19 protein-coding genes are annotated in these 19615 nt (G+C 64.7%); 5 read left to right on the top strand and 14 right to left on the bottom strand.

Features of this window, described 5'->3' with window-relative positions:
* Positions 1-248: 248 nt before the first annotated feature.
* The 7 genes from APH34_RS09470 to APH34_RS09440 all read right to left on the bottom strand — a co-directional run bounded on the left by APH34_RS09470 (position 249) and on the right by APH34_RS09440 (position 6519).
* Positions 249-1010, bottom strand: a complete 762-nt coding sequence (locus APH34_RS09470; protein WP_054900913.1) for an ABC transporter ATP-binding protein — start codon at positions 1008-1010, stop codon at positions 249-251.
* The gene (locus tag APH34_RS09465) at positions 1007-2068 is read right to left on the bottom strand and encodes an iron ABC transporter permease (protein ID WP_054900912.1); all 1062 of its coding nucleotides are present in this window, start codon (positions 2066-2068) and stop codon (positions 1007-1009) included. Before APH34_RS09465 ends, APH34_RS09470 begins: the two co-directional genes overlap by 4 nt.
* Positions 2065-3180, bottom strand: a complete 1116-nt coding sequence (locus APH34_RS09460) for an ABC transporter substrate-binding protein (RefSeq protein WP_054900911.1) — start codon at positions 3178-3180, stop codon at positions 2065-2067. Before APH34_RS09460 ends, APH34_RS09465 begins: the two co-directional genes overlap by 4 nt.
* Before the next feature lie 123 nt (positions 3181-3303).
* Entirely contained in the window at positions 3304-4314 is a 1011-nt protein-coding gene (locus APH34_RS09455; RefSeq protein ID WP_054900910.1) for an NAD(P)-dependent alcohol dehydrogenase, read from the bottom strand.
* An 84-nt stretch (positions 4315-4398) separates the two neighbouring features.
* Entirely contained in the window at positions 4399-4989 is a 591-nt protein-coding gene (locus tag APH34_RS09450) for an HAD family hydrolase (RefSeq protein WP_054900909.1), read from the bottom strand.
* The gene (gene tesB / locus APH34_RS09445) at positions 4986-5855 is read right to left on the bottom strand and encodes an acyl-CoA thioesterase II (protein ID WP_054900908.1); all 870 of its coding nucleotides are present in this window, start codon (positions 5853-5855) and stop codon (positions 4986-4988) included. Before tesB ends, APH34_RS09450 begins: the two co-directional genes overlap by 4 nt.
* Positions 5856-5946: 91 nt before the next feature.
* Positions 5947-6519: a GNAT family N-acetyltransferase gene (locus APH34_RS09440; protein WP_054900907.1), complete on the bottom strand. Its 573-nt coding sequence runs from the start codon at positions 6517-6519 to the stop codon at positions 5947-5949.
* A 148-nt stretch (positions 6520-6667) separates the two neighbouring features.
* Here APH34_RS09440 and APH34_RS09435 point away from each other — a divergent pair, with 148 nt between their 5' ends.
* The 3 genes from APH34_RS09435 to APH34_RS09425 all read left to right on the top strand — a co-directional run bounded on the left by APH34_RS09435 (position 6668) and on the right by APH34_RS09425 (position 9758).
* Positions 6668-7354, top strand: a complete 687-nt coding sequence (locus tag APH34_RS09435; RefSeq protein ID WP_054900906.1) for a histidine phosphatase family protein — start codon at positions 6668-6670, stop codon at positions 7352-7354.
* Between the two features lie 99 nt (positions 7355-7453).
* Positions 7454-8368 carry a histone deacetylase gene (locus tag APH34_RS09430; RefSeq protein ID WP_054900905.1) on the top strand — a complete coding sequence of 305 codons (915 nt, stop codon included), beginning with the start codon at positions 7454-7456 and terminating at the stop codon, positions 8366-8368.
* 148 nt (positions 8369-8516) lie between these two features.
* Positions 8517-9758 carry a TIGR03862 family flavoprotein gene (locus APH34_RS09425; RefSeq protein ID WP_054900904.1) on the top strand — a complete coding sequence of 414 codons (1242 nt, stop codon included), beginning with the start codon at positions 8517-8519 and terminating at the stop codon, positions 9756-9758.
* A 39-nt stretch (positions 9759-9797) separates the two neighbouring features.
* Here the strand turns inward: APH34_RS09425 and APH34_RS09420 are convergent, their stop codons facing one another.
* The 4 genes from APH34_RS09420 to APH34_RS09405 form a co-directional block, all read right to left on the bottom strand.
* Positions 9798-11120 (bottom strand): DEAD/DEAH box helicase, encoded by a 1323-nt coding sequence (locus APH34_RS09420; RefSeq protein WP_054900903.1) that lies wholly within the window; start codon positions 11118-11120, stop codon positions 9798-9800.
* Between the two features lie 55 nt (positions 11121-11175).
* Positions 11176-12090 carry a drug/metabolite exporter YedA gene (yedA, locus tag APH34_RS09415; protein ID WP_054900902.1) on the bottom strand — a complete coding sequence of 305 codons (915 nt, stop codon included), beginning with the start codon at positions 12088-12090 and terminating at the stop codon, positions 11176-11178.
* 120 nt (positions 12091-12210) lie between these two features.
* Positions 12211-12690: an NYN domain-containing protein gene (locus APH34_RS09410; RefSeq protein ID WP_054900901.1), complete on the bottom strand. Its 480-nt coding sequence runs from the start codon at positions 12688-12690 to the stop codon at positions 12211-12213.
* A gap of 64 nt (positions 12691-12754) precedes the next feature.
* Positions 12755-13516: a DUF2076 domain-containing protein gene (locus APH34_RS09405; protein WP_054900900.1), complete on the bottom strand. Its 762-nt coding sequence runs from the start codon at positions 13514-13516 to the stop codon at positions 12755-12757.
* A gap of 153 nt (positions 13517-13669) precedes the next feature.
* Between APH34_RS09405 and APH34_RS09400 the strand changes: the two genes are divergently transcribed.
* Positions 13670-14326, top strand: a complete 657-nt coding sequence (locus APH34_RS09400) for a YciC family protein (protein ID WP_054900899.1) — start codon at positions 13670-13672, stop codon at positions 14324-14326.
* A gap of 84 nt (positions 14327-14410) precedes the next feature.
* Positions 14411-14905 (top strand): hypothetical protein, encoded by a 495-nt coding sequence (locus APH34_RS09395; protein ID WP_054900898.1) that lies wholly within the window; start codon positions 14411-14413, stop codon positions 14903-14905.
* Positions 14906-14936: 31 nt separating this feature from the next.
* Here APH34_RS09395 and APH34_RS09390 read toward each other — a convergent pair whose 3' ends face one another.
* The 3 genes from APH34_RS09390 to APH34_RS09380 are packed head-to-tail and all read right to left on the bottom strand — an operon-like array spanning position 14937 to position 19538.
* Entirely contained in the window at positions 14937-15863 is a 927-nt protein-coding gene (locus tag APH34_RS09390) for an aliphatic sulfonate ABC transporter substrate-binding protein (protein WP_054900897.1), read from the bottom strand.
* Complete coding sequence (locus tag APH34_RS09385) at positions 15860-16876, bottom strand: ABC transporter substrate-binding protein (RefSeq protein WP_054900896.1); 1017 nt, start codon at positions 16874-16876, stop codon at positions 15860-15862. Before APH34_RS09385 ends, APH34_RS09390 begins: the two co-directional genes overlap by 4 nt.
* A 10-nt stretch (positions 16877-16886) precedes the next feature.
* A complete protein-coding gene (locus tag APH34_RS09380) occupies positions 16887-19538 on the bottom strand; it encodes a TonB-dependent receptor domain-containing protein (RefSeq protein WP_371263302.1) in 2652 nt (883 codons plus the stop codon).
* Positions 19539-19615: the final 77 nt, after the last annotated feature.

The raw sequence follows: 19615 nt of genomic DNA, 5'->3' as shown, positions 1-19615 counted from the left end.
AGGCCTTTTGCACGCTTTACAGGGCAACGCGCCAGCGAAGTTCGAGGTTCATTTAAGCCTCGTGAGGCTGTGGGAAATTACACGAGAACGCCCCGGAACTGTTCGATCACGACAGGGCATTTCCATAAACGCCAGATGTCGTGAATGGCATATCCAAACACGCCTGCTGGCCATTTGAAGGTTTTGTTTTTCATCTGGATAGGCGTGGCAGCGGCTTGCCCTTTGGCGGGGCAAGCCAACGCCAGACCTCAGGCCAGCGCCCGGTCCACCAACACCTGCAGGCGCCCCTGCGAACACCGCTCGACCCGCGCCTGTACCCCGTACACTTCAGCCAGCAGCTGCGGCCTGAGCACCTGTTCGGGCGCCCCACACGCCACCACCCTGCCCTCACGCAGCACCACCAGCCAATCGGCTTGGCTGGCCGCCAGGTTGATGTCGTGCAACACGGCTACCGCCAGCAGCCGATGCATGACAACGCGCTCGCGCACCGCGTCCATCACCCGCAGTTGGTAGTGCAGGTCAAGCGCACTGGTCGGCTCATCCAGCAACAACACCTGCGGGTTACGCGCCAGCAATTGCGCCAACGCCACCAACTGCCGCTGGCCACCCGAAAGGCTATCGAGCGTGCGCTCGGCCAAGCCTTCGATGCCCAACTGGCGCAGCGCCTGGTAGGCATGGCCGAGCAAGTCATCGCTACCGCTCACCCGCAAGGCCGCAACAATGCTCTCCATTACGCCCAAGGCAAGCCCCGGTGGCAGCTGCTGCGGCATGTACGCCAGGCGCCGCGAACGCTCGGCGAAGCCAAGGCGCGTTACATCCTGGCCATCGAGGCTGACTGTGCCTTTCATCCGCTCAAGCCCCGCCAAGGCGCGCAACAGCGTGGACTTGCCGGCACCATTAGGCCCCACCAACGCCACCAGGCTACCCGCCGGCAGCTCAGGCAAGCTCACCCCATGCAGGATCTGCCGTGGGCCATAGGCGACCGTAATATCGTTGATCGACAGGCTCACAACGCCCTCCCTCGACGGAACACCAACACCACGAACACCGGCACACCGACCAACGCGGTGACGATCCCCACCGGCACGATCACCCCTGGCATGATCAGCTTGCTGGCAATCGAAGACAGCGCCAGCATCAGCGCCCCCACCAAGGCACTGGCCGGCAGTAGAAAGCGCTGGTCCTCGCCCACCAGCAGGCGGGCGATGTGCGGCCCGACCAGGCCAACAAAGCCAATGGTCCCGACAAAAGCCACCGCCGTGGCCGACAGCAGGCTGATGCGCAGCAACGAAGCGAAGCGCAGGCGCCGGGTATCCACGCCAAAACTGCGTGCCCGCTCCTCGCCCATGCGCAGCAAGGTCATCGCCGGCGCGGCACGCAATGAGAACGGCAGCACCAGCAACAGCACTGCGGCCAGCAAGCCGAGCTTCTGCCAATCAGCCCGCGCCAGGCTCCCCATTGTCCAGAACACCAGTTGCTGCAGCACATCTTCGGTCGCCAGCAGCTGCAGCAACGAGACCAACGCGTTGCAACTGAACACTAGGGCGATACCAAACAGCACCAGGCTTTGCACCCCAGCGCCGCGCAAGCGTGACATGGCCTGCAGCAACAGCACCGACAGGCAGGCGAAAACGAACGCCATCAGCGTCACCTGCGCACTCGGCGCCAGCCAGGCGACCCCTAGCGGATAAGCGATCGCCAGCGATGCACCCAGCGCCGCGGACGACGACACGCCCAGGGTAAAAGGGCTGGCCAGAGGGTTGTCGAGAATCGCCTGCATCTCGGCGCCCGCCAGCGCCAACGCTGCGCCCACCAGCACGGCCATCAGCGAGTACGGCAGGCGCACGTTCCAGATGATCACCCGCTCCGTGGCGCTCAGGGTCGTCGGGTCGAAGATGCCTTGCAGCAAGCGCCCCAGGCCCATGCCCGAGGCGCCACTGGCCAGGTCGCCAAGCACTGCAGCAACCAACAACAGCGCCAGCCCAAGCACCAGCGCTGCCCGCCGCCAGAGCAGCCGCCGGTAGTGACGGGCCGCCAGCGCAGCCCCTGCGGGGGCCTGCGCCGTCACTGAGCGTCGATCCAGTAATGGCCGTCCAGGCCTACCTTCAGCATCTGGTTGATCGCCGCCATGGTCGCTTGCGGGTCGACATCCTTGAAGCGCTCAGGGTGAATCCAGCGGGCCATGGCCTCTACCGCCAGGATGTTGAAGGGCGAGTTGTAGAAGTCATGCCACAAGCCATGGGCCTGCCCGGCGCGGATCGGCCGCAGCGGGGCGAACTCGGGGCGGGCGGTGATCCTTGCCAGGCTCTGGCGCGCCGTGTCGGCCGACACCCCGGCACCCAGCAGTACCCCAGGCGCACGGTTGCCGGTGGCGATATACACGTCCGGGTCAGCTTGCAGCACGTACTCGACACTCACATCGCCCAACGCACCCGGCACCACGTCGGCACCGATGTTATGCCCACCCACTGCTTCGACCACGCTGCCCAGGCCACTCTTGCCGGTGGTATGCCCCGGCGCCTGCCACACCCCAGCCAGCAGTTCGAGGAAGACCTTGGGCCGCTCGCCCTGCTTGAGCCCGGCCACGCCGTCAGTGATGTGCTGGAGATGGCGGTCGTACAGGCTCAAGTACTCCTGCGCCTGTGGCTCTCGGCCAAGCAAACGGCCCAGCGCCTCCAGGCTCACGCGCGTATTGCGGATGGGGTGGACGCGAAAGTCGATGAACAACACCGGTACCCCGGCCTTCTCCAACAGGTCGGCCACCGGGCTGTGCTGGGTCGGGCCTTCGCCCGCGATGCTGAACACCGCCAGGTCAGGCTTGAGGGCGAGGATCTGTTCGGCACTGACACTCTGCTCGGACGCCTGGCCGATCAGCGGCAACCTGGCGATCTGCGGGTACTTCTGCGCGTACACCTGGTAGGTGTGCGGGTCGAGCAGGCGCATATCGTTCTGCCAGCCCACGACGCGCTGGAAGGGGTTATCACGGTCGAGCAAGGCCAGGGCAAAAAACAGCCGGCCTTCGCCGAGCACGATACGCTGCGGCGCATGGTCGACCTCGACCTTGCGGCCCAGCACATCGGTCACTTGCACGGCGCTGGCGGTTGGCGTAAAGCCGGCGCAGGAGGCCAGCAGTATCAAGGCAGGCAGCAGGCGCCGCCAGGCAAGAAAGGAAAGGCACATCGGGGGGAATCCTCTTGTAGAGAATCAGTCGCATCTGAAGCGGGGCATTCTAGCCAGCCGCCTCCCCCTGCCGATGTGCGCAAATGTATTGGCTTGTAAGGCCTGGTTACACAGCAGTGCCGCTTACCACGTCAGGCAGATCTTGCCGAAATGCCTGTTGCTCTCCTGGTAGCGGAAGGCTTCGACGATCTGTTCCAGCTCGAAATGCTTGTCTACTACAGGCCGCAGGCCATTGGCATCGATCGCCCGCACCATCGCCTGCTGCTGCGCGCGGCTGCCCACCAGCACGCCCTGCAGACGGATCTGCCGCACCAGTGCCTGAACCAGCGGCAATTGCCCGGCAACACCGGTGAGGATGCCGATCAACGACACGTGCCCGCCGATCCGGGCCGCGATCATCGATTGCTCCAGGGTCGCCGGCCCACCCACTTCGATCACATGATCGACGCCGCGGTTATTCGTGAGCTCACGTACCTGCTCGCCCCAGGCCGGGGTGGTCTTGTAGTTGATCAGGTGGTCGGCACCCAGCGCCTTGAGGCGCTCGAGCTTGGCATCGCTGGATGAGGTGGCGATCACCGAGGCACCTGCCAGCTTGGCAAATTGCAGGGCGAAGATCGACACACCGCCAGTGCCCTGCACCAGCACGGTGTCGCCGGGCTTGAGGTGATCGTCGCTCATCAGCGCGCGCCAGGCGGTGAGCCCTGCCGTGGTCAGCGTGGCCGCCTCGGCATGGCTGTAGCCCTTGGGCGCCAGGGTGAAGGCGGTGGCGCGGGCGGTAACCTGCTCCCGGGCGTAGCCGTCGATGCCGTCACCTGGGACCGCAGCGAAGCCTTCGACCAGCGCCTGGCCGTCAAGCCAGTCCGGGAAGAAGGTGCTGACCACGTGATCGCCAACCTTGAACTCTGTGACCCCGGCGCCGACTGCGGTGACCTCGCCCGCACCATCGGCCATGGGTATGCGCCGCTCGCTCGGGCCCCACATGCCGCTGACCACGGCAAAGTCGTGGTAATTGAGTGAGCTGGCATGCAGGCGCACGGTGATCTCGCCGGCTTGAGGGGCAGCAGCCTTGCTGGTGCCGATTTCGACCTTGTCGTAGCCGCCGCCGGGTTGCACGTAGATGGCTTTATGGGTCATGGCTGGTACTCCATTCGGGGAAAGACTGGGGTTGAGCATAGACAGTACCTGCCCGCGATTGAGCCAGCACTGCCAACGGAACAATCAGCCCAGCAACGCCCGCAACGCCCGGCAATCCGCTGCATGCCAATCCACCAGCTCCGGCCACGGGTTATCCGGCAGGTTCACCAGCACTGTGCGCGCCCCGGCGGCTCGCCCGCAATCGAGATCAAAGCGGTAGTCGCCCACCATCACCAGTTCGCTCGGCGCCACACCCCAGGCATTGGCGATCTTCAAGAGGCCATCGGGGTTGGGCTTGGGCGCTGCCTCGTCACGGCCAAGGATGTGCTCGACCGCAAAGCAGTCCGCCAGGCCGATGGCCTCCAGGGTGACATGCGCCAGCTCACGCGCATTGCGGGTAAGAATCCCCAGCCGGCAACCACGCCCGGCCAGCTCCCGCACCAGCTCTACCGCGCCGGTGGCTGCCGTCGAGGCTACCGCCAGGTCACGTTCATGCTCCAGCAACCAGGCATGCTTGGCGGCTGCTTCCGCCGCCGGCAGCGCTGCCAGGTGGGTGAGGATGTCGTGCTCGGGCGGAATCTCCAGCGCCTCGCGGATGGCGGCAAAATCATGCACCGCCACGGTGAGGGTGCCGTCCATGTCGAACACCCAGTTGCGGATATCGGCCAGGCTCATGCCCAGTCCTTGCGATGGCGGATCAAACCTTCCTGGGTGGACGATGCCACCAGTTGCCCGGCCCGGTTGTAGATGCTGCCCCGGCAAAACCCACGTGCATTGCCGGCCCACGGGCTGTCGGTGGCGTACAGCAGCCAGTCATCGGCGCGCAGGTTGCCATGGAACCACAGCGAGTGGTCGAGGCTGGCGATCTGCATGTCGCGCTGCCACACCGATTTGCCATGGGGCAGCAGCGAGGTGGTCAGCAGGCCGAAGTCCGAGGCGTAGGCCAGCAGGTACTTGTGCAAAGCTGGCACGTCCGGCAGGTTGCCGTCGGCGCGGAACCAGGCGTACTTCACCGGGTCGCCGGGCTTGGGGTTGAACGGGTCACGTTCGGTGACCGGGCGTATCTCGATGGGCTTGGCGCACAGCACCTTGTCGCGAATGCGCTCGGGCATGTTGTCGGCCATGGCGCGGGCCAGTTCGACTTCGGTAGGCAGGTTTTCCGGCCCGACCACATCAGGCATCTGCGCCTGGTGCTCGAACCCTTCCTCGTCATACTGGAACGACGCGCTGCAGGTGAAAATGGTCTTGCCCTTCTGAATGGCCGTCACCCGCCGGGTGCTGAAACTGCCGCCATCGCGCACCCGGTCTACCGAGTACACCACCGGCAGGCTGGCATCGCCCGGGCGCAGGAAGTAGCCATGCAGCGAATGCACATGGCGCGCATCTTCAACCGTCTGGCTGGCCGCCGACAGCGACTGCCCTAACACCTGGCCACCGTACAGCTGGCGGAAGCCCAGGTCCTGGCTGCGTCCACGGAACAGGTTCTCCTCGATCGACTCGAGGCTCAACAGGTCGACCAGGTCGTCCAACACATGACTCATCGGGGGTTCTCCTAGCAAGGCATCACAGCTCTACGGCGCTTTCATGAAGGCAAATGATACAGGGTTTGTCATTGGCGCCGCGCATGGCCGCTCATTCAGCGCGCAAGGTCTGCTCCCAACGCGCCCGGTCGATGCGATACAGCACATGGGGGCGCAGCGGGTCGCCACTGGGCAGCCGCGGGTGTTCAAAGCTGCCGTGCAGGTCCTGGACCATGCCAATGGCCTGCATGACTTTCTGCGACGGCAGATTACCCTCGGTAGTGAACGACACCACCTCCTCCAGGCGCAATTGGGCGAAAGCACAGCGCAGGCAGGTCCAGGCGGCCTCGCTGGCAAAGCCCAGGCCCCAGTGGCGCCGGGCCAGGCGCCAGCCGATCTCCACAGCCGGCGCAAAGGGCGCCTCGAAGTTGACGTTGAGCAGGCCGGTCATGCCGATGAAGGCGCCGCTGTCCTTGCGCTCCAGCGCCCACAGGCCAAAGCCGTATTCACTGAAATGCCCGCGGATTTTGCCAATCAGCGCGGCGCTCTCCAGGCGCGTCAAGGGCGCTGGAAAGTAGCGCATCACCTGTGGGTCGGCGCACAGCGCCGCGAACTCGCGCAGGTCATCGTCCTGCCATTGGCGCAGCACCAGCCGTGCGCTTTCCAGTTCAAGAATGGGTGTCATGGGGCGTACTCCGGTTTTGCCGTCCTGCAGTTTACAGCGTAGGCGAAATGCAATTTTCACACCCCCTTCACCGGGCTCCGACAGGCCGCTTCAGACAATGCCGCCATCCGCCGCGGCACAGAGCGCGGCCCTGCCATCGGAGCGACGCATGCTGCACAGCACCACCCTGGGACACCCCGCCATCCACGCCCGTCGCAAGCGACGGTTATCCCGCAACGCCCTCGGTGCCGCCCTTGGCCTGTGCATGGTGGTGGCGGCGTTGAACACCTGGTTGGCAACCAGGACCCATATCGTGGACCTGGGCAACGAACAACAGTTGAGTGACAGCGGCCTGTTGCAGGACTGGGCCGAAGGCGCCGTCATCGTGATGATCCGCCATGCCGAGCGCTGCGACAGCGCGCCAGGCCCCTGCCTGGACGATGCAACCGGCATCACCGTCGCGGGCAGCGAGGCCGCCACACGGGTAGGCCAGGGCCTGCGTACCCTTGGGCTGGACAATACCGACCTGATCAGCAGCCCCAAACTGCGTACCCGGCAAACCGCGCACTTCATCCTGGGCCAGGCCGTGGCGAGCGAAGACTGGCTGGAGAACTGCGATAACCAGTTCGCCAAAGAGGCCCTGGCGCGCAAGCAGCCCGGGCATAATCTGGTGCTGGTGACCCACAATGGCTGCATCGATCACTTCCAGCGCCAGCAGCAGGTGGCCGCCGGCGAGCGTGAGAGCGGGTATGCCAGCGCGCTGTTCGTGTCTGTCAACGGCGACGGCAAGGCGCGGATTCTGGGGCGGCTGAACGAGCCGGACTGGCAGCGGGTGCTGGCGAGCGCAGGTAAATAACGGCGGCCGTTGCGCACCCTTGCCTGCGAACGGGCCTGGAAGTTGGCCCACCACTCAACAACTGGCAAGATCAGCACTGGCCCCGATTGCGAACCCACCATGCCGTTGCCGCTGATCTACCACGACGACTACAGCCCGGCGTTCCCGCCCGAGCACCGCTTCCCAATGGACAAGTTTCGTCTGCTGCGCGACCACCTGGTCGACAGCGGGCTGACCACCGACCAGGCGCTGCTGCGTCCGGAAATCTGCCCCAACGACATCCTCGCCCTGGCCCACGATCGCGACTACATCGAGCGCTACATGAATGGCGAGCTGTCACGTGAGGACCAGCGCCGCCTAGGCCTGCCCTGGAGCGAGGCCCTGGCCCGGCGCACCGTGCGCGCCGTGGGCGGCTCGCTGCTGACTGCCGAAATGGCGCTCCAGCATGGCTTGGCCTGCCACCTGGCCGGCGGCACGCACCACGCCCACTACGACCACCCGGCCGGTTTCTGCATCTTCAACGACCTGGCAGTGATCAGCCGCTACCTGCTCGAAGCGGGGCGTGTGCACCGGGTGCTGATCTTCGATTGCGACGTGCACCAGGGCGACGGTACCGCGCGCATCCTCCACGACACCCCGGACGCCATCACCGTGTCCTTGCACTGCGAGCAGAATTTCCCGGCGCGCAAGGCCCATAGCGACTGGGACATCCCCCTGCCCCGGGGCATGGGCGACGCGGCTTACCTGAAGGTGGTGGAGGACGCACTCAATTACCTGCTGCCGCTGTATCAGCCCGACCTGGTGCTGTACGACGCAGGCGTGGACGTGCACAAGGATGATGCCCTGGGCTACCTGCAACTGACCGATGCCGGCCTTGCCGCACGTGACGAGCATGTCATGCGCCATTGCCTGGGCCGCGATATCCCGGTGGTCGGCGTAATCGGCGGTGGCTACAGCAAGGACCGCGAAGCCTTGGCACGGCGCCATGGCATCCTTCACCACAGTGCAGCGAAGGTCATGGGTTGTTCACAATGACTGTGGAACCGCTTGTGGATAACCTGCGGGAAACAGTCTGCAGCCCTTTGCCCGCCTGAGCTGCGTGGCATTGATTATTTTTTGATCAGTGCTTATGCAGGCCGCGCTGGGCTAGAATGCGCAGTCTTTTCCACAGCCCGTCGCCCCCATGTCTGATCTACGCCCCGCCTCCCCTCCCCTCGCCGTCGTGATCGGCGGTGGCCCTGCCGGTTTGATGGCTGCTGAAGCGCTGGCCCAGGCGGGCCTTGCCGTGCAGTTGTTCGACGCCATGCCGTCGGTGGGCCGCAAATTCCTGCTGGCAGGGGTCGGCGGCATGAACATTACCCATTCCGAACCTTATCCACAGTTCGTCGCGCGCTACGCCGAGCGCCAGGATGCCATCGACGGGTTGCTCCGCGACTTCGATGCCGACGCCCTGCGCCAGTGGATTCACGGGCTGGGTGTGGAAACCTTCGTTGGCACTTCAGGCAGGGTCTTCCCCACCGACATGAAAGCCGCCCCGCTGCTGCGTGCGTGGCTCAAGCGCCTGCGCGACAGCGGGGTAGTTATCCACAACCGGCATCGATGGGTCGGTTGGAACAGCGACGGTTCGCTGCGGGTGGTTTATCCACAGGGCGAACTGCAGGTAAACGCGGATGCGGTCGTGCTGGCCCTCGGCGGTGGCAGTTGGGCACGGCTGGGCTCCGACGGCGCCTGGCAGCCATGGCTCGCCGAACGCGCTGTGGATATCTCACCGTTGCAAGCCAGCAACTGCGGGTTTGAAGTGGCCGGTTGGAGTGCATTGCTCAAGGACAAATTCGCCGGAGCGCCGCTGAAGAACATCGCCCTTGGCATGCCGGGCACGGCGCCACGCAAGGGTGAATTCATCCTCACTGCCCAAGGTGTCGAAGGCAGCCTGGTGTACGCCTGGTCAGCCCCCCTGCGCGAAGCCATCAACCGCGACGGCCAGGCGACCCTACTGCTCGACCTGTTGCCGGACAAGCCTGTGGACAAGATTGCCCAGGCGCTGGCCAAGCCCCGGGGCTCGCGCTCAATGGCGAAGCATCTGCACAGCCAGTTGGGCATCGACGGGGTAAAGGCGGCGCTGCTGCGTGAACTGACCGATCAGGCGACCTTTGCCGATATGCCCGCGCTGGCGCAGGCGATCAAGGCGCTGCCGATAACGCTGGTCCGTACCCGCCCGCTGGACGAGGCAATCAGCAGTGCCGGCGGCGTGCGCTTCGAAGGGCTGGATGAGGGCTTGATGCTAAAGGCGATACCGGGGGTGTTCTGCGCCGGCGAGATGCTGGACTGGGAAGCCCCGACCGGGGGGTATCTGCTAACGGCGTGCTTTGCCAGCGGCCTTCGCGCCGGCCGGGCTGCCTCAGCCTGGATCAAGGCTCAAGGCTGACCCAGCCCGCTTCTGCAAAGCACGCGCTGGCGTTGCCTACTAGGGCTTGCGTTTGCGCGGCCCGCTGTTGAAGCTGGGTACTTTACGCACAGCCTTCACCGGCGCCTGCTCCTCACCGCTGTCCATCCAGCGACCAAGACCGCGCTTGGCGCTGTTCTCTTTTGGCTTCTTGGGCTTTTTCGGCTTCTTGATCACCTGGCCGCTGGCATCGGTCATCGGCACTCGGTGATCCGGGATGAAGTCCGGCTCTTCATGGCGTGGCAGCGTCTGGCGGGTCAGTGTTTCGATGCTCGCCAGCAACTGCACTTCATCGGCACACACCAGCGAGATCGCCTCGCCCTTGTTACCGGCACGGCCGGTGCGGCCGATGCGGTGCACGTAATCCTCGGCAACGATGGGCAAGTCGAGGTTGACCACCAGCGGCAGGTCGTCGATGTCCAGGCCGCGGGCTGCGACGTCGGTGGCCACCAGCACTTGAATTTCACGCGCCTTGAAACTGTCCAGCGCACGCTGACGCGTCGCCTGCGGGCGATCACCGTGAATGCCGTCAGCGTTAACGCCCTCAGCCAGCAACCGCTCGACCAACTGATCCACCCCGTTACGGGTCTTGGCGAACACCAGCACCTGCTTCCAGCGCTGCTTGCGCAGCAGGTGGCAGAACAGGTCGACCTTGCGCTTTTTGTCCACCGGCACCAGCCACTGCTTGACCGTGGTGGCGGCGGCGTTGCGCGGGCTCACTTCAATGCTCAGCGGGTCGTTCAGGGCCAACCCTGCGAGCATGCGGATCTGGTCGGAGAAGGTTGCGGAGAACAACAGCGTCTGGCGTTTGCGTGGCAGCGCCGCATACACCGCCTGCAGCTCCTCGGCGAAGCCCAGGTCGAGCATGCGGTCCGCTTCGTCGAGCACCAGGGTCTGGACCTGGTTGAACTTCACCGCATTCTGGCGGAACAGGTCGAGCAAGCGGCCCGGCGTGGCCACCAGCAGGTCGACGCCACGGCGCAGGCGCATCATCTGCGGGTTGATGCTGACCCCACCGTAAACGGCATAGGTGCTCAACGGCAGGTTTTCAGCGTACTCACGAACGTTGTTGTGCACCTGCTCGGCCAGCTCACGGGTTGGCACCAGCACCAGCGCGCGGATCGAATTGCTGGCGACCTTTTCACCTTCCAGCGCCAGGCGCTGCAGCACAGGCAAGGCAAAGCCGGCGGTTTTGCCGGTGCCGGTCTGGGCCGCAGCCATCAGGTCGCGGCCGGCCAGCACCGCAGGAATGGCCTGGGCCTGCACCGGGGTCGGGGTGGTGTAGTCCAGTTGCTGCAATGTGCGCAGCAAAGGTTCGATCAGGCCGAGTTTGGCGAAATTCATGGCAATACCGTCAGGGGGTTCAGCGAAGGCGGCAAGTTTACCGCAACACCCCACCCTACTTGCAGATTTCGCCCTTCAACGCAGGCTCAGGCGCTTTGCGCCACTGGGGCAGGCCGATCAGCACCACCGCGCCGATGATCACGGCCATTGCCAGGCATTCCTCCACACCGATCTGCTCGTCAGCAAAGACGATGCCCAGCAACACCGCCACCGCCGGGTTGACGTAGGCATAGCTGGTGGCAGCGGCTGGCCGCACATTCTTGAGCAGGTACATGTAGGCGCTGAACGCCAGGATCGAGCCGAACAGCACCAGGTAGGCCAACGCGCCCCAGCCTGCCGCAGTCGGCATCTGGGTCATGCGCTCTCCCGACACGGCGCTGCCCAGCAGCAGCACCGCGCCCCCCACCAGCATCTCGGCGGCACTGGCCATCGGGCCTTGTGGCAGCGGCAGGTTCTTGCTCCATACCGAGCCGAACGCCCAGGCGGCGGCGGCGAACACAATCAGTGCTGCACCGATGGGGCTTGCCTGCAGGTTCGAGCCCAGGTTGAGCAGGCCGATACCCACTAGCCCCAGCAGGATGCCAGCCCACTCCAGGCGCGAATTGCGGTGGCCGAACAGCAAGCCGAACAGCAGGGTGAACAACGGCACCGTGGCCACCGCCAGCGCTGCCACACCCGATGCCACGCCCGCATGCTCAGCCACCGTCACACCACCATTCCCACAGCTGAGCAGCAAGAAACCGATGGCGCCCGCCGCCCGCCACTGCGGCCAGGTCGGTGCCGGCACACCGCGCCAGCGCAGAAACCCATACAGCAGTCCACCCGCGGTGACGAAGCGCACACCCGCCATCAACATCGGCGGCCAGGACTCCACGCCAATGCGAATGAACAGGTAGGTGGAGCCCCAGACCAGGTACAACGCCAGGAAGGCACCGATGAGCAGCCATGGGAAACGACGGGAGGCAGGCATGGGAAGGCACTCGAAATCCGTTTACGGGTGCTTAGTCTAGGGAGGCTCGCAAGCAAACATCAGTTACAAAACAGCATTAAATGAGCGGAACAATTGCCGGGGCAATCCGCCACCGCCGACTCAATGCTTCAACAACAAGCGCCCCTCGATCGGCACATACCGGCTGGCAGCCCGGATCAGCGACAGCGCTGTAAGCCCAGGTACGCCGTACACCACGGCCTCGGCGCCATGCCGCTGGATTACCCGCTCCAGCAACAGGTCGAAATCGCCGTCGCCCGAAGCCAGCACCACCTGGTCCACCCGGCTGGCCGCATCGATCACGTCCAGGGTGATCCCCACATCCCAGTCCCCTTTGGCCGAGCCATCGCTACGCTGGATGAACGGCTTGAGCCGCACATCGAACCCCAGGTTGCGCAAGATCTGCTGGAACTGCTGCTGCTTGCTGTCACCCCGGTCGATGGCATACGCCACAGCCTCGACGATCTCGCCTTCGCGGCTGACATCAGCCCACAGCGCGGCATAGTTGAAGTGGCAGCCATGGGCCTGGCGCACGGTGTAGTAGAGGTTCTGCACATCGGCGAACAGCGCGATCTTCTTCACTACATACCCTCGGCAGAACGGGGCGCCAAGCGCCCCTGGAAATGCCCGCAGTATGCCAGACCGCTCAGACGAAGGTGTCGTCGTCGGAGAAGAACCCGCCGTCATCGCTGTCGTAGTCAGTATCGGCAAAGCCGCCCTGACCACTGCCCCAGCCACCATTGTCGGCCACCTGCTGGTGCCCGCCCTGGTCATTCCAGCCGCCAGTGTCACTGGCCGGTGCCGGTTCTTCCTTGATCACCTCGACGATCTCTTCAGGTTGCGAGTGGTGGCTGAACAGGCTGCTGATACCTTGCGCCAGCAACACACCACCGGCCACCCCGGCCGCCGTCTGCATGGCGCCACCGAGGAAACTGCTGGCGCCGCTACGGGCGGGCGCCGCACCAACACCTGGCTGCGCGGCCGCAGGCTGCGAGTAGCCCGGTGCACTCGGCTCACGCCAGCCACCTTGCGGGGCCACCGGTGCCGACGGTGCGGGCGGCGAGAACTGCCGCTGTGGCTGCGGTGCCGGCTCTGGATTACGCGACCCGCCACCGAAGATGCTGGACAGGAAGCCACCGCCGCTGTTGCTGCTCGAGCGGCTGGCCTCGGCCTGGCTACGGGCCTGTTGAAGCTCGGCCTCCAACTGCTTGTTCTGCTCGTCCAGGCGCTTGATCGCCGCTTCCTGAACCAGGATCGCCTGGGCCATGTAATAAGGCGCCGCCGGCTGCTGGCGCAGGTGCTCCTCGATCCGCGCCTGTGCCTGTGCATCACGTGGCTGGCTTGGGTCCTCGGCTTGCTTGAGACGGCCGAACAGGCCATCGATCAGGGTTTGTTCTTCAGTGTTCATGGGGCTACCTCATGGGAAGCGGGACATCGGACGTGTCAAAGATGGGGCGCATGGGCAGCGGATTCAATCACTTGCGGGGTGAAACTTTTTTCAGCAAATGACCGCTCTGGGCTAAAGTTATGCCCTGCTTTTACTGCCATGCGATGTTGACTGATGAATCCGCTGAGCGTTCTGCGCGACTCCCTGTACTTCTTCCGCCGCCACCTGGCGAACATCATCCCGCTGTGCCTGCCACTGGTGGTGCTGGAATCCCTGTTGACCCAGCTGCTGTACCGGCAGATGGGCGAACAGGCCTCGCCGGCCTACGGCATGCTGATCACCCTGCTGATCTACCCGCTCTACAGTGCCGCCTTGATCCTCTACCTCGACACCCGCAGCAATGGCCAGGACGTGCCCAAGCGCGACCTGTTCGCCCGCGCCGTGCAGGTGTGGCCACCACTGGCCCTGCTGATCCTGATCAGCTCGCTGCTGATCATGGCCGGGCTGGCGCTGCTGGTCTTCCCCGGGATATGGATCATGATCAACCTGGTGTTCGCCGAGTACCTGCTGGTGCTGCGTGGCCTGCCAGTGGTGCAGTCGATGCGGGAAAGCGCGCGCATGACCACCGGGCATTTCATGCGCATCATGATCTGTGTGCTCGGTGTACTGGCGCCGATCTGGCTGATCGACGGGCTGTTGCTGATGGCCTTCCCCGACCCTTCACCCGGCGTGCAACTGGCCCTGGACAGCCTGAGCGGCTTCCTGCAGCTGTTCAGCACCGTGGTGCTGTATCGCCTGTTCATGCTGCTCGAAAGCGACAGCACTGCCTGAGGGGATGCCGGGAAAAGGTTCTGTCTCCAGCGCCACGTCCATGGGCCATAAGGTGCAAGGCCCATTGACCTCGGAGACACTCCCATGGACCAAGCCCTTCAGAGCGCTTACGCCCGATCGTTCCACGGCTCGCTGTACGCGATTGCAGCCGACCGCTATGTGCCCCTGCGGCTGAGCTGCAGCCGCGATAAATGGCACTGGGGCATCACGCCACAGGACGACTGGCTGATGGCAGGCGGCAACGCCGCCTCCCTGGCCTTGCACTTTGCCTTCGAGTCCCATACGCAAGACCGACTGCACTACCACATCACCCTGCCCGACCACTCGCACCCGCCGAAAAAGCTTGGGCTGAGCCGCAACAGCTACCTGGGCTTCTACCAGAGAAGTGAAGTGATCGATGACTGGAAGATCGAACCGCTGGAGCAAACCGAGCAGGGCCTGATCTGCCACCTGCGCGACCACGAGGGCTATCGGGTTGGCGCCCTCCTGGATACGCCGCACCACAGCCGGCAGCCCATGTACCTGCTGAATACGAAGGAAGGCGAGACCCTCACCTTCCTCCTCCAACAGGCCGATTGAAACCCCTGCCCTGGTGCACGTGCGGGATCGACTACGGCCGGTAGACGATATCCCCTACCTGCACCGCGCGCGGGATCAGGCGGTTGGCAAAGAACAGGTCGGCGATACGCTGTTGGGTATCGATGGCGGCATCATCCAACGGGCGGATCGGGGCGTTGTAGCGGTGCTCGAAAAAGCGCTCGACCACTTCGCGCTTGAGCCCCAGCACCCGGGTCATGCTGTCGATGCTGGCCTCGGGCTGTTCGACCGAGATCCGTTGCGCCTGGCGCAAGGCTTCGAGCACAGCGGCGATGGCATCGCCATGCTGCGCGGTGAACGCGTGGCTGGCGATGTAATAGGTACCACTGGGGTGCACGTCCTGGCCATCGCTGAGCAACCGCGCGCTACCATCGATCAGCGCAGCAGCGTAGTACGGGTCCCAGATTACCCAGGCATCGAGTTTGCCCTGCTCGAACGCTGGGCGTGCGTCGGCCGCTGGCAGAAACACCAGTTGCACGTCGCTCAGTTGCATCCCGGCCTTGAGCAGGCTCTTAAGGAACAGGCTGTGCGCGCTGGAGCCCCGCTGCAGGGCCACGCGCTTGCCTTTGAGGTCGCTCAGCTGCTGCACCGGGCTGCCCTTGGGCACAATGATCGCTTCGCCGCGACCATCGCTGGGCTCAACGCCGATGTAGCGCAGGTCGATACCCGCCGCCTGGGCGAAAATCGGCGGGATGTCGCCGATGTTGCCCACGTCCAGGCTGCCGCCGTTGAGCGCTTCGATCAGCTGCGGGCCACCTGCGAATTCGACCCACTGCACCTGGGTGTTAGGCAGCGCCGTTTCCAACAGTTTGTGCTCGCGGGCAAGCACCATGTTCACTGAGCTTTTCTGGTAGCCGATACGCAGTACCTGCGGGTCGGTGGCCTGGGCCAGGGCACTGGTCAATGCCAGGCCCAGGGCAATCACGATACGTCCAATCATTTCAAACTCCGGTTCACGTTGCTGGCCACCTCGGCCGGTACCCAGGCGGTCCACACCTGCGGCTGTTCACGTAGAAACGCCTGCGCGACGGTGCGCGGCTCCAGGCGCTTTTCAGCCATGTGGGCGAGGGTCTGGTTAAGCAGGTCGATGGGCAGGTCGACCTTCTCGAAGAACGCCACCAACTCGGGGTAGCGCGCATGGAACGGCGCCGAAACGCCGATCGCCAGGCGCGCCGGCAGCGAGCGTGAACCCTTGGGGTTGGCATTGTTCGGGTCGGACAAGGTCTTCCAGGCCTCGGCGTCGAACGGCGGCTCCTCCAGGTGCACCAGCTTGTAGCGGCCCAGCAGTGGGGTGGGCGACCAGTAGTAGAACAGCACCGGCTTGCCCCGGCGGATCGCCGCGGCCACTTCGGCATCCAGCGCCGCAGCGGAGCCGGTACGGAAGTTCACGTAGCTGTCGCTCAGGCCATACGCCTTGAGCTTCTGGCTGTTGACGATCTCCGAGGTCCAACCGGTCGGGCTGTTGAGGAAGCGGCCCTGGTTAGGCGATTCCGGGTCGCGGAATACATCCTTGTAGCGCGCCAGGTCTGCCACCGACTTGAGTTCCGGCGCCAGGGGCGCCAGGCCGCGCTCAGGGTCGCCCTTGATCACGTACTCCGGCACCCACCAGCCCTCGGTGGCCCCTTTGACGGTGTCGCCCAGGCCGAACACCTTGCCTTCGGCCTCGGCCTTGACCCAGAACGGGCTACGCCCTGCCCACTCCTCGCCGATCACCTGAATGTCATTCTTGGCCAAGGCCACTTCCAGGCTCACCGTGCTGCCCGGCAGGGTGTCGGTCGGGTAGCCGTAGCCCTGCTCGACGATCGTGCGCAGGATCTCGGTGATAAGGCTGCCGCTTTCCCAGGTGATGTCACCGAAGTGGATAGGCTCAGCCTTCTCGGCCGCCGTCACCGGCTGGCCGAGCAGGCCGAGGGCAAGCAGCGCACCGCCCAGCAGTGTCTTCATTACAGTCATGCGATACCTCTTAGAAGTCGTAGCTCAGCCGGGTGTAGTAGAACGCCCCTTCCGGCGCGGACGGCGCCAGGTAGCTGTATTGCTGGCCAGGGGTCTGGCGCAGACGCGTGTTGAAGTCGTCCGGTTTGCTGTCGAACAGGTTGTTGGCACCGATCGAGACACGCAGTTGCTTGGTGAACGCGTAGTTCACATCCAGGTCGGTGATCCATTGCGCCGAGAAGGTCTGGTCGTACTGCGCATTGGCCGCCGAGGCTGCGTACTTGCGGTACTCGCCGTAACGGGTCTGGGTCAGGCTGATGGTCCATGGGCCGTAGTAGTGGGTGGCGCCGAGGATCAGCTTGTCTTCCGGGTAGCCGTGCTCGAGGAAGCCCTGGGCTTCGCGGGTCAGCACGTCGAAGCCGTAGGGGTTGCCGTGGATCTTCTCGATGGTGGTGCGTGCCTTGGTGTAGCCGGCAGTCAGCGCCAGGTCGCCGTAGCGCTCAAGGCCCAGGTTGTACTTGCCGACGATGTCCACGCCGCGGGTGCGGGTGTTGGCCGCGTTGGTCATGAACTGCGCCCAGCTGTACTGGCCGAAGCCTGCCGCGGTGAGGATGCGCTCGGCGTCGGGGCCGGAAATGCCGCCGCTGTAGAGCAGCCGGTCACGGATGTCGATCTGGTAGGCGTCGATGGTCAGCGAAGCTTGTTCGGTGGGGCGCAGCACCAGGCCCAGCGAGTAGTTGGTGGACTTCTCCGGCTTGAGCGACTGGGCGCCCAGGGCCTGGGCAGCCGGGTGGTCGACCGGCAGGATGCGGGTCAGCACCGGGTTGCCGTTGACATCGACGTTGGTGGTGGTGGTCCAAGAGGTACCGATCTGGCCCAGGGTCGGTGCGCGGTAAGCGCTGTTGATGGTACCCCGCAGGCCGACCTGCGGCGTGAACTCATAACGCGCCGAGAGCTTGCCGGTGGTGGCCGAACCAAAGTCGGAATAATGCTCGCTGCGCCCGGCAACCCCAACCTGGAACTTGTCGGTGACCTGGTTTTCCAGGCCGAAGTACACACCGCCGACCTCGCGCTTGTAGGTCCCGGCGTCGTCGGGCGTGAGGCCCGAGGCCTGCACCCCGCCCACCTGTACACCGTCGATGCCGCCGAAGGAGTAGGAGGCAAAATCGCCAGGCTGCAGTTCATATTGCTCGCGACGGTAGGCCACACCCGCCGAGACGGTGAGCGGGTGGGTGGACCAGGCCACGCCGACATCGCGGGCGTAATCGACTGCCAGGTTGGTCTGGGAGTTGATCAGGGTGGCGATGTCGAATTTGGTTGGGCTGTTCACCCCATAGCTTGGGTTGAGCGTGTCGAAGGCCACTTCGTCGTGTTTGTCGCGGCCATACGTGGCGCTGATGTCCAGGCGGCCGATCTGCTCGTCCTCAAACCGCGAGCCGACGGTGACCGAGGCGTCCTCATAGCGGAAGCGGTACTTCGGGATCGTGCCCTCGGGGTACAGCGCCTGCACGTTGTTGGGGTTGTCACGCAGCAGCGGCGGCGTGTTGTTGATCGATTTGTCTTGCCCATAGGTGGCGAAGCTGTACAGCCGCCACTGGTCGTTCAGGCCCACCTCGGCGTTGGCTGCCAGGTTGAACTTGTCGCGGCTGGCACCGCCCCAGCGGTGTTCCTGCAACTGGCCATCGGCGATGTACTTGTCGCCGATGTCGGTGGGCTTGCTGTTGACTCCGTTGAAACTCAAGGTCAGGAAACCGTCGCCCGGCAGGCCAAGGCCGTACCAGCCATCGACGTTCTTGCGAAAGCCGTCACCCTGGCCGTACTTGCCCAGCTGCGTGTTGAACTGGCCGCCGCTGTCGCGCTCCTTGAGCACGATGTTGATGACCCCCGCCACCGCGTCCGAGCCGTACTGCGCCGAAGCGCCGTCACGCAACACCTCGACGTGATCGATGGCGCTGATCGGGATCATGTCCAGGTCCACCGGCTGAGCGCCAATGAACGGCACGCCACCGGAGATATTCACCACTGCCGAGGCGTGGCGGCGCTTGCCGTTCACCAGCACCAGCGTCTGGTCCGGCGCCAGGCCGCGCAGCGAGGCCCCCTTGGGGTTCTGGCCACGGGTGGCGCTCTGGTTCTGCGGGAAGTTGAACGACGGCAGCAACTGGAACAGCGCCTGGTTCAGCGTGGTAGCGCCGGTCTTGACCAGTTCCTGGCTGTCGATCACATCCACCGGCGCTGCGCTGGTCAGGGCCGTGGCATCGCTGCGCCGGGTGCCGATGGCGATGACCCGGTCCAGGGTTGGCGCACTGGGCGCCGACGTTTGCACGACCGGTGCGGCGGCGGTAGTGGGCGCAGCAGCGCCTTCCTTGATAATGAAGGCGCCGCCCGGGCTGACTTGCAGTTGCAGGCCGGTGCCGCGCAGGGCGGCATCCACGGCTTGCTCGGCGGTAAGGTTGCCGTCGATGGCGCCCGATGAGTAACGCTCGACTTCCGGCGAGAAGGAAATCACCTGGCCGCTTTGCCGGCTGATGTTCAGCAACACTTCGTCAAGCGGGCCGGCCTGGATGTGGAACGCCTGCTGATCGGCAGCCTGAGCGGCGCCGATCAGCAGGCCAAGCAGCGGCCCGAAGGCCAGAGCGTTGCGTTTGAAACGAATGCTGGAACGGTTTTTATCGGTATGGCGCACAACGATTCCCCCCAAGGAACCCAATGACACTGCCCCCCTCGGCAGCGTTTACAACTGAGGTGTGGCATGGGGGTGGG

This window comes from Pseudomonas sp. NBRC 111131, assembly GCF_001320525.1.
In the GTDB taxonomy this organism is placed as follows: Bacteria; Pseudomonadota; Gammaproteobacteria; order Pseudomonadales; family Pseudomonadaceae; genus Aquipseudomonas; species Aquipseudomonas ceruminis.
The sequence above is the reverse complement of the archived record's forward strand: the minus strand, read 5'-3'. Positions and strand labels throughout refer to the sequence as shown.

Coding starts and splice junctions, on each gene's coding strand:
- APH34_RS09460 (WP_054900911.1), bottom strand. CDS start 3,180: ATGTGCCTTTCCTTTCTTGCCTGGCGGCGCCTGCTGCCTGCCTTGATA.
- APH34_RS09455 (WP_054900910.1), bottom strand. CDS start 4,314: ATGACCCATAAAGCCATCTACGTGCAACCCGGCGGCGGCTACGACAAG.
- APH34_RS09450 (WP_054900909.1), bottom strand. CDS start 4,989: ATGAGCCTGGCCGATATCCGCAACTGGGTGTTCGACATGGACGGCACC.
- tesB (WP_054900908.1), bottom strand. CDS start 5,855: ATGAGTCATGTGTTGGACGACCTGGTCGACCTGTTGAGCCTCGAGTCG.
- APH34_RS09440 (WP_054900907.1), bottom strand. CDS start 6,519: ATGACACCCATTCTTGAACTGGAAAGCGCACGGCTGGTGCTGCGCCAA.
- APH34_RS09435 (WP_054900906.1), top strand. CDS start 6,668: ATGCTGCACAGCACCACCCTGGGACACCCCGCCATCCACGCCCGTCGC.
- APH34_RS09430 (WP_054900905.1), top strand. CDS start 7,454: ATGCCGTTGCCGCTGATCTACCACGACGACTACAGCCCGGCGTTCCCG.
- APH34_RS09425 (WP_054900904.1), top strand. CDS start 8,517: ATGTCTGATCTACGCCCCGCCTCCCCTCCCCTCGCCGTCGTGATCGGC.
- APH34_RS09420 (WP_054900903.1), bottom strand. CDS start 11,120: ATGAATTTCGCCAAACTCGGCCTGATCGAACCTTTGCTGCGCACATTG.
- yedA (WP_054900902.1), bottom strand. CDS start 12,090: ATGCCTGCCTCCCGTCGTTTCCCATGGCTGCTCATCGGTGCCTTCCTG.
- APH34_RS09405 (WP_054900900.1), bottom strand. CDS start 13,516: ATGAACACTGAAGAACAAACCCTGATCGATGGCCTGTTCGGCCGTCTC.
- APH34_RS09400 (WP_054900899.1), top strand. CDS start 13,670: ATGAATCCGCTGAGCGTTCTGCGCGACTCCCTGTACTTCTTCCGCCGC.
- APH34_RS09395 (WP_054900898.1), top strand. CDS start 14,411: ATGGACCAAGCCCTTCAGAGCGCTTACGCCCGATCGTTCCACGGCTCG.
- APH34_RS09390 (WP_054900897.1), bottom strand. CDS start 15,863: ATGATTGGACGTATCGTGATTGCCCTGGGCCTGGCATTGACCAGTGCC.
- APH34_RS09385 (WP_054900896.1), bottom strand. CDS start 16,876: ATGACTGTAATGAAGACACTGCTGGGCGGTGCGCTGCTTGCCCTCGGC.